Source organism: Aeromonas sp. HMWF014, assembly GCF_963878295.1.
GTDB lineage: Bacteria > Pseudomonadota > Gammaproteobacteria > Enterobacterales > Aeromonadaceae > Aeromonas > Aeromonas popoffii.
In genome coordinates this window covers 1-7740 of the sequence record NZ_CAWNYS010000487.1, presented here as the reverse complement: position 1 = coordinate 7740, position 7740 = coordinate 1, and the positions used below count along the sequence as shown (strand labels likewise).

The 7740-nt window shown below is 61.2% G+C and carries 9 protein-coding genes; 4 read left to right on the top strand and 5 right to left on the bottom strand.

Annotation, left to right across the window (positions count from 1 at the left end; all coding sequences use genetic code 11):
• The first annotated feature begins 130 nt into the window (after positions 1-130).
• Together AAC083_RS18845 and AAC083_RS18840 are read left to right on the top strand one after the other, a co-directional pair.
• Positions 131-1120 carry a serine/threonine protein kinase gene (locus tag AAC083_RS18845; RefSeq protein ID WP_108537417.1) on the top strand — a complete coding sequence of 330 codons (990 nt, stop codon included), beginning with the start codon at positions 131-133 and terminating at the stop codon, positions 1118-1120.
• A 137-nt stretch (positions 1121-1257) separates the two neighbouring features.
• Entirely contained in the window at positions 1258-1866 is a 609-nt protein-coding gene (locus tag AAC083_RS18840) for a thiol:disulfide interchange protein DsbA/DsbL (RefSeq protein WP_108537416.1), read from the top strand.
• 74 nt (positions 1867-1940) lie between these two features.
• On the opposite strand, the gene pncB is transcribed toward AAC083_RS18840, so the two are convergent.
• Positions 1941-3119 carry a nicotinate phosphoribosyltransferase gene (gene pncB, locus AAC083_RS18835; RefSeq protein ID WP_108537415.1) on the bottom strand — a complete coding sequence of 393 codons (1179 nt, stop codon included), beginning with the start codon at positions 3117-3119 and terminating at the stop codon, positions 1941-1943.
• Position 3120: 1 nt separating this feature from the next.
• Complete coding sequence (locus tag AAC083_RS18830) at positions 3121-3756, bottom strand: nicotinamidase (protein ID WP_042035879.1); 636 nt, start codon at positions 3754-3756, stop codon at positions 3121-3123.
• Between the two features lie 75 nt (positions 3757-3831).
• Between AAC083_RS18830 and AAC083_RS18825 the strand changes: the two genes are divergently transcribed.
• Both AAC083_RS18825 and AAC083_RS18820 read left to right on the top strand, forming a co-directional pair.
• On the top strand, positions 3832-4482 hold the full coding sequence (locus AAC083_RS18825) for an NUDIX hydrolase (RefSeq protein WP_108537414.1): 651 nt from the start codon (positions 3832-3834) through the stop codon (positions 4480-4482).
• Positions 4479-4976 carry a DUF523 domain-containing protein gene (locus AAC083_RS18820; RefSeq protein ID WP_108537413.1) on the top strand — a complete coding sequence of 166 codons (498 nt, stop codon included), beginning with the start codon at positions 4479-4481 and terminating at the stop codon, positions 4974-4976. Before AAC083_RS18825 ends, AAC083_RS18820 begins: the two co-directional genes overlap by 4 nt.
• Here the strand turns inward: AAC083_RS18820 and AAC083_RS18815 are convergent.
• The 3 genes from AAC083_RS18815 to AAC083_RS18805 form a co-directional block, all read right to left on the bottom strand.
• The gene (locus tag AAC083_RS18815) at positions 4907-5866 is read right to left on the bottom strand and encodes an acyltransferase (RefSeq protein ID WP_108537412.1); all 960 of its coding nucleotides are present in this window, start codon (positions 5864-5866) and stop codon (positions 4907-4909) included. The two genes, AAC083_RS18820 and AAC083_RS18815, sit on opposite strands and share 70 nt — an antisense overlap.
• Before the next feature lie 9 nt (positions 5867-5875).
• Positions 5876-6775 carry an acyltransferase gene (locus AAC083_RS18810; protein ID WP_108537411.1) on the bottom strand — a complete coding sequence of 300 codons (900 nt, stop codon included), beginning with the start codon at positions 6773-6775 and terminating at the stop codon, positions 5876-5878.
• A 136-nt stretch (positions 6776-6911) separates the two neighbouring features.
• A partial coding sequence (locus AAC083_RS18805; RefSeq protein WP_146181736.1) for a YifB family Mg chelatase-like AAA ATPase occupies positions 6912-7740 on the bottom strand: 829 nt, incomplete at its 5' end.

Below are 7740 nucleotides of genomic sequence, written 5' to 3'. Positions count from 1 at the left end.
GGCGAGGGCTGACCGGTCAGTTCAGGCCCCAGTGACCGCAGTGATGACGGGAAAGCGTGGCGCAACCGGTTGGGTTGAACGCCATTGAACCGAGTAGTGATAGACTGGGGCGCAACGGCGCCCCTTTCTTATGGTGGATGACATGCGTTTCAACTATTCCGACCTCAATCCCGATCTCATCATGGATGCGCTGGATCTCAGCGGTCTGCGGCTCGACTCCGGCCTCATCGAGCTCAACAGCTACGAGAACCGGGTCTACCAGTTCCAGGATGAGGATCGTCGCCGCTATGTGGTGAAGTTTTATCGTCCCGGCCGCTGGAGTCGGGCCCAGATCCTCGAGGAGCATGAGTTCACTACGCGTCTCTGGGATGCGGAGATCCCGGTCGCCGCGCCGCTCGCCTTCGCTGGCGAAACCCTGCTGGAGCACGAAGGCTACCCCTTTGCCATCTGGCAGAGCGTCGGTGGCCGCCAGTTCGAGGTGGATAACCTCGACCAGCTGGAGTGGGTGGGGCGTTTCCTCGGCCGCATCCACCAGATAGGCGCCTGTCGCCCCTTCCATCACAGGGTCCGGCTCGATGTGGAGAGCATGCTGCACGAGCCGCGTCAGCTGCTGGCGTCCGGCGAGTGGCTGCCGAGCGGGTTGGCCAAGCAATTTTTCGGGGTGCTCGACGAGCTGATCAAGCATGTCAGCGATGCCATGACCCTGGATGTGGCTCAGATCTCCCTGCATGGCGATTGCCACCCGGGCAACATCCTGTGGCGCGACGGCCCCATGTTCGTCGATCTCGATGATTGTCGTACCGGTCCCGCCATCCAGGATCTCTGGATGATGCTGAGCGGCGAGCGCCACGAGCAGCAGATCCAGCTCGATACCCTGCTGGCGGGCTACGAGGAGTTCATGGAGTTCGACTCGCGTGAGCTAGCGCTTATCGAGCCGCTGCGGGCAATGCGGATTGTCCACTACATGGCCTGGCTGGCGCGGCGCTGGGAAGATCCCGCTTTTCCCCGTCACTTCCCCTGGTTCAATACCGATCACTACTGGCGTCAGCAAATCGCCACCCTGCACGATCAGCTGGAAGCGCTGAAGGCGCCGCCCTTGACCCTGATGCCAAACTGGTGACATTGAGGGGATATTGAGCGACAGAAGGGACTCGAACTCCTGCTCTGACCATTGACGGCGGGATGGCGACACAATAGGCTTGGCACTGCTTCGGTTCGCCGGGCGTGCCTCACAGTGATCCCTTAACAGGAAACATCATGAAAAAAGTTTTATTTTTCCTTGCTGCCATGCTGATGATCCCCATGGTTCACGCCGCCCCCGAGTTCAAGGAAGGCGTCAACTACGATGTGGTCAAACAGACTGGCACTGCCCAGCCGGAAGTGATGGAGTTCTTCTCCTACTTCTGCCCGCACTGCGCCACCTTCGAACCGATTGTTGAACAGTTGAAGGCTGGGTTGCCAGAGGGTGTGCCCCTCAAGAAGAACCCGGTTGCCTTCCTCGGCCGCGAGATGGGTCCGGAGATGCAGCGTGCCTACGCCGTCGCCAGCCTGCTCAATGCCGAAGCCAAGCTGACTCCGGCCATCTTCACCAAGATCCACACCCAGCGTCAGCCGCCGATGAGTCGCGATGACGTGAAGCAGATCTTTGTGGACAACGGTGTGCCAGCGGAAGAGTTCGACGGTGCCGTCGACAGCTTCGCCGTCTCCGGCATGGTCTCCCAGTTCGATCGCAACACCGAGAGCTACAACATTCGCGGTGTGCCGGCCTTCCTGGTCAATGGCAAGTACATGGTGAAGATCGAATCCATTACTTCCCAGGAGCAGTTCAACCAGCTGGTGAAATTCCTGTTGGCCAAGAAAGATTGATGGTTGCCTGACATCATGAAAAAAGCCCGCCGGTGCGAACCGGCGGGCTTTTTGTTTTCTGGTGCTCTGGAAGATCAGACCCCGACGTGAAAGGCCTGCTTGAGGTTGCGTATGAAGTCCGCATCCCGGCACAGGGTCTTGCCCGGGCTGTCGGAGATCTTGGCCACCGGGCCGCCGTTGCACTCCATCAGCTTGAACACGATGTTCATGGGACTGACGCCGGGCAGATCGCAGGTGAGCTTGGTGCCGATGCCGAAGCTGGTGTTGATACGGCCCCGGAAGTGACGGAACAACTCGACGGCCTTGTCGAGGTTGAGCCCATCGGAGAAGACCAGCGTCTTGTCGGTGGGGTTGATGCCGAGCCGCTGGTAGTGGCTGATGGCCTTCTCGCCCCACACCACGGGGTCGCCCGAGTCATGTCGCAGCCCCTGATAACGGCTGGCCAGCTCGAAATCGAAGTCACGCAAGAAGGCATCCATGGTGATGCAGTCGGTCAGGGCGATACCGAGGTGGTTGGTGAACTCGTCCAGCCAGCTGGTGAGGGCGGCGCGCTGGCTGTGCTCCAGCGGGAAGCCGAGCTGCTGATGGGCCTGGAACCACTCGTGGGCCTGGGTGCCCACAGCCGATAAGTGGTATTTCTGGGCCAGCAGGTAGTTGCTGGTGCCGCGAAACGCCGGCAGGCGCTCCTTGAGGCGGCCCACCACGGCATCCTGCACCGCGTGGGAGAAGCGGCGACGGGTGCCAAAATCGATGAGGTTGAACTCACTCATCTCCTCGGCGCTGAGTGTATGTTCCAGCTTGTCGATCTTCTGATCGAGCCGCTCCAGCGCCTGGCTGACGCCAAACTGGGGGTAGCGGAAGCGGTTGCGCATCTCGCTGATGATGGCGAGCACCGGGATCTCCCACAGGATCACATCCTGCCAGGGCCCTTCGACCCGCACATTTATGCGGCCATCTTGCTCGAACACTTTCAACAGGGAAGCATCGAGCGGCTTGCGACGGAGGTGGTCGAGGTAGTCAGGGGTGAAGAAGGGGCGCTCGGCCAGAAAATTGAGTTCGGGTCTGGTCAGCCGCAAGGAACCGGCGAAGCGAAGCTGCTCCTCGATCTGGCCCATCATGGGCAGCAGATCCTCTTCGTTGCGGCTGTGGAATTCGGCCACCACCTCGGCATCCGGATAGCGATGGAACACCGCCTGCTGCATATGCAGCTTGTAGGCGTCGGTGTCGAGCAGGCTGGTGAGAATCGGTGGCATATCAGGCGTCCAGCAGGCGTTGTACATCGATCAGGGTCTGGGCCAGTTCGGCGCCAGCCTCGATCATCTGGGTGTGGGCGCTGGCAACCGTCTCGGGGGCGATGCCACGGCAGGCATCGAGATGGACGATCACCCGGAAACCGGCGTGGCGCAGCTGCAGCACGCTGGTCTTGACGCAGTAGTCGGTGGCAAGGCCGCCGACCAGCACCGTGCTGACCTTGCGGGCTTGCAGAAACTCGATGAGCCCGGTGCTGCGTTGTTCGGCCAGATCGTGGAAGCAGGTGCCGTAGGGATGCAGATCCGGCTCGATCCCCTTCCAGACGAAGAAGTCGTAATCGATGGGGGCGGGCAGACCATCGAGCAGTTCGAACCCCCGGGTGCCCGGTACGCAGTGCACCGGCCAGGTGAGGTCGGCGTTGGGCAGATTCAGCGGCAGCAGCATGCCAGCAGGATCGGAGACGGCCCAGTCGGCATTGGCGGGGTGAGCGTCCTTGCTGCCGATCCGCAGCGTGGCGAGGGTGGCCTGAGCGTTGAGCGCAGCCACAATATCATCACCGCCCGCGACGGGCAGTTCGTTCGGGCAGAGGGGGGTAAATCCCTTCTGCGCATCAATATCCAGGCTGGCGACGGTTCCCATTGAGTGGCTCCTGCACATACTATTCGTGTGATATTATCTACCAAACATTAATCGAAGGCGAGCAGGGCGATCGGCATGTTGAGAATGAGTCTGGATATGGTGGTGCTGCGCTTGCATGACGAGCGGATCGAGCTGCTGCTCGAGACCCGTGATCGCCCCCCCTTTGTCCACTGCTGGCAGCTACCCGGTTTGCGCATCGACGAGGCACTGGATCGGGATCTCGATGCCACCCAGCGCCGCCTGCTGGCGGAGTGGGGGCTGGGCCACTGCTACAGCGAGCAGGTCTACACCCTCGGCAATCTTGAGCGGGACCCCCGTGGCTGGTCCACGACCCTGGTCTATCTCTGTCTGGTTGATCCCGGGATCGAGGCCATTCACGGCTGCTGGCATCCGCTCTCCAATCTGCCGGGGCTCAGCCTCGCCTTCGATCACACCCAACTGATTGCCAAGGGGCTGGAGCGGCTGCGGATCAAGAGCCGCTACAGCACCTTGCCGCTGCAACTGCTGGGGCCCGAGTTCACCCTCTCAGAGGTGCAGCGCGCCTTCGAAATTATCCTGCAAACTCCCATGAATACGGCAGCGTTTCGCAAGCGGATCCATCGCGCCGACATTCTAGTGGATACTGGCCGCAAGCGTACCGGCAAGCAGCGCCCCGCCATTCTCTACCGGCTGGAGAGTCCCTGCTGCGTGATGTTCGATCAGGTGATGCATGGAGCGGAAGCATGAGTGCGGATCCCGTTCGTGTGCTGGTGAGTGCTTGTTTGCTGGGTCAGCCAGTGCGTTACGATGGCCAGAGCAAGGGAATTGTCAGCGACTGGTTGAGTGCGCTGGGTGCCGAAGGGCGAGTGCTGGCCTTCTGTCCCGAAGTGGCGGGCGGTTTGCCGACCCCGCGCCCCCCTGCCGAGCGGCAGGGTGAGCGGGTGGTGACCACGAGCGGGCTGGATGTGACTGCCGAGTTTGATCGCGGCGCCGAGCTGGCGCTGGCGATCTGTCAGGCGCAGGGCATTCGCTTCGCCCTGCTCAAGGAGGGGAGCCCCTCATGTGGCAGCGGCCGTATCTACAACGGCCACTTCGAAGGCGTTTCTGTGGTGGGTGAGGGCAAGACCACGGCCCTGCTGCGTCGGCACGGCATCGCCGTTTTCTCGGAAGATCAGTTGGCCGAGCTGGCCTCTGCACTCTCTTTGGATCCCTCTTTGGCGGCCACAGGCAGCGGTTCCTGATCCCGTTGCCAGCTGTCCAGCAGCTGGTCTTTCTCCTGCCAGCGCTGGTTCAGCCACTCCTGAAAGCCCCGTTTGAATTGCTTGTCATTGAAGTAGTCGCCGACCAGCGTCTCATCCACCGGTAGCTCCTCGATGTGCACCTGAATGCGTTTTACCCGTCCCATCAGGAAGTCCTTGAACGGGGTCTCTGCGTTGTCCGGATAGCGGATGGTGACGTTGATCAGGCTGTCGAACTGCTCCCCCATGGCCGCCAGGGTGAAGGCGAGCCCGGCTGCCTTGGGCGGCATCAGGTGACGGTAGCGGGAGCGCGCCGCATCCCGCTTGGGCTCGGTGAAGCGGGTGCCCTCCACGAAGTTGATGACGGTGGTGGGGATGTGGCGAAACTTCTCGCAGGCGTTGCGGGTGCTCTCTATGTCCTTGCCGCGCAGATGCGGGTTGCGTAGCAAAAACGCCCGTGAATAGCGGCGCATGAAAGGCATGTCCAGCCCCCAGCAGGCGAGTCCCAGCAGCGGTATGTAGATGAGCTCGTGCTTCATGAAGAATTTGGGCACCGGCAACCTGTCCCGGAACAGATGGCCCAGCACCACTATGTCGGTCCAGCTCATGTGATTGCTGACGATGAGATACCAGCCATCCTTGCGTAGTTGAGAGTCATCTTCAACCTGCCAGTCAATGCGGGTGGTGAGGCGGATCACCAGGGCGTTGCAACCGAGCCACAGCATCATGAAACGGTTGTTGAGCCGGCTGCAGGCGCGGCCAAAGGCCGGAATGGGCAGCAGCAGCTTGGCCAGCGACACCAGCAGGATCAGGCTGGCGCACAGGGCGGTGAACAAAATGGTCAGGCTGGTGCTGATGAGCAGCACCAGGGGGCCGGGGAGCAGGGTTAGCATGGGCGTCGTTTACTGCGTCTTGTCTGCCAGCAGCTGGCTCAGGGTCTGGTCTTTCTCGTGCCAGATCCCGTTCAGCCACTGTTGAAACTCTTGTTGGAACTCGGGGTCATTGAAGTAATCCCCCACCAGCTTGCGGTCGATCGGCAAATAGCGGACCTGAACCTTGATTTGCCCGACCCGGCCGCACATGAAGTCCCAGTAGCTGGGGATACCGCCCGGGTAGGCGATGGTCACATCCACCAGTTTGTGCAGTTGATCGCCCATGGCCGCCAGGGTGAAGGCGATGCCCCCAGCTCTCGGGTGCAGCAGGTGGCGATAGGGGGCGGCCTGTTTGTCGTGTTTGTGGGCGGTGAAGCGGGTGCCCTCCACGAAGTTCATCACACTCACCGGAATGTGGCGGAATTTGGCACAGGCCTGGCGTGTTGTTTCTATGTCTTTTCCCTTCAGATGTGGCCTTTTTTCCAGAAATTTACGGGAATAGCGTCGCATGAAGGGGAAGTCGAGCGCCCACCAGGCCAGACCGAGAAAAGGCACCCAAATCAGCTCTTTCTTGAGAAAAAACTTCAGAAACGGGATTTTTTGATTAAAAACCCGCTGCAGTACCAGTATGTCGACCCAGGATTGATGGTTGGCAATGACCAGATACCACTCATTCCGGCTCCCTTTGTCCACTCCGACCACCTCGAAAGGGGTTTTGATGATGGTTTTCTGGATAAGATTGTTGAAACCGATCCAGCAGCTGGCACAGCCATCGAGCAGGGCGTTGCAGAGGGTTCGCCAGCCCGTGAGCGGTAGCGGCAGCTTGAGCAGACCCAGCAAGAAGATGGGGATGCACCAGAAGAGGGTGTTGAAAAAATAGAGCAGGGTGGAGAGGCTGCCGCGCAGTCGCTCTGTCAGCTTGTTGGGCATGAGTTCGGGTCCGTCTTGCTGTCGATAAAGGGTCATCAAGTGGTCAGATCTGTGGCCATAATATCAGCCGATCGCTCGCGAGACCATGGAGAGCGCTCTCGGCAGCAAGGGACTCAGTTTACGCAATTCGGCCTATTCAGCCGCTGCGCAGCCGCGACAGCAGCCGATCCATGGCGCGGTAGCCGAGCGCCTCGATCAGATGCTCCTTGCCGATGGCGGGCTGCCCTGCCAGATCGGCGATGGTACGTGACACCCGCAGGATACGGTGCCAGGCCCGGATGCTGAGCCCCAGCTTCTGGATGGCGTTCTCCAAAAACTCGGCATCTTGCGGCGATAATCGGCAAATATTCTCTATCTCGCGACTATCCAGCAGGTTGTTGAGCTTGCCATTGCGGCTCAGCATGCGCTCCCGCGCCGCCAGCACCCGATCGCGGATCTGCTGGCTAGACTCCCCTCGCTCCGCCTTACCGGTCAGGCTCCCCTTGGGCAGCAGCGGCACTTCCACCGTGAGGTCGAATCTGTCGAGAAAGGGGCCGGAGAGCTTGCCGAGGTAGCGCAGGATCTGATCCGGGCTGGAGCGGGTCTGGCCGTCGCCATAGTGGCCGCAGGGGCTGGGGTTCATGGCGCCGATCAGCTGGAAGCGGGCGGGGAAATCCACCTGACGGGCGGCCCGGCTGATGGTGATGTGGCCCGTCTCCAGCGGTTCGCGCAGAGAGTCGAGTACCTTGCGCTCGAATTCGGGCAGTTCGTCGAGAAACAGCACGCCATTGTGAGCCAGCGAAATTTCGCCGGGGCGCGGGTGGCTGCCACCGCCCACCAGCGCCACGGCGGAGGCACTGTGATGGGGCGTGCGATAGGGTCTGTGGTGCCAGTGACCGGCGCGCGGGGTCAGGCCACCGATGGAGTGGATGGCGGCGGTCTGCTGCGCCTCCTGCTCGTTGAGTGGCGGCAGAATGCCGGGCAGG

Excerpts from the sequence above, each read along its gene's own strand:
- AAC083_RS18845 (WP_108537417.1), top strand. The coding sequence starts at position 131 with ATGGTGGATGACATGCGTTTCAACTATTCCGACCTCAATCCCGATCTC.
- AAC083_RS18840 (WP_108537416.1), top strand. The coding sequence starts at position 1,258 with ATGAAAAAAGTTTTATTTTTCCTTGCTGCCATGCTGATGATCCCCATG.
- pncB (WP_108537415.1), bottom strand. The coding sequence starts at position 3,119 with ATGCCACCGATTCTCACCAGCCTGCTCGACACCGACGCCTACAAGCTG.
- AAC083_RS18830 (WP_042035879.1), bottom strand. The coding sequence starts at position 3,756 with ATGGGAACCGTCGCCAGCCTGGATATTGATGCGCAGAAGGGATTTACC.
- AAC083_RS18825 (WP_108537414.1), top strand. The coding sequence starts at position 3,832 with ATGTTGAGAATGAGTCTGGATATGGTGGTGCTGCGCTTGCATGACGAG.
- AAC083_RS18820 (WP_108537413.1), top strand. The coding sequence starts at position 4,479 with ATGAGTGCGGATCCCGTTCGTGTGCTGGTGAGTGCTTGTTTGCTGGGT.
- AAC083_RS18815 (WP_108537412.1), bottom strand. The coding sequence starts at position 5,866 with ATGCTAACCCTGCTCCCCGGCCCCCTGGTGCTGCTCATCAGCACCAGC.
- AAC083_RS18810 (WP_108537411.1), bottom strand. The coding sequence starts at position 6,775 with ATGCCCAACAAGCTGACAGAGCGACTGCGCGGCAGCCTCTCCACCCTG.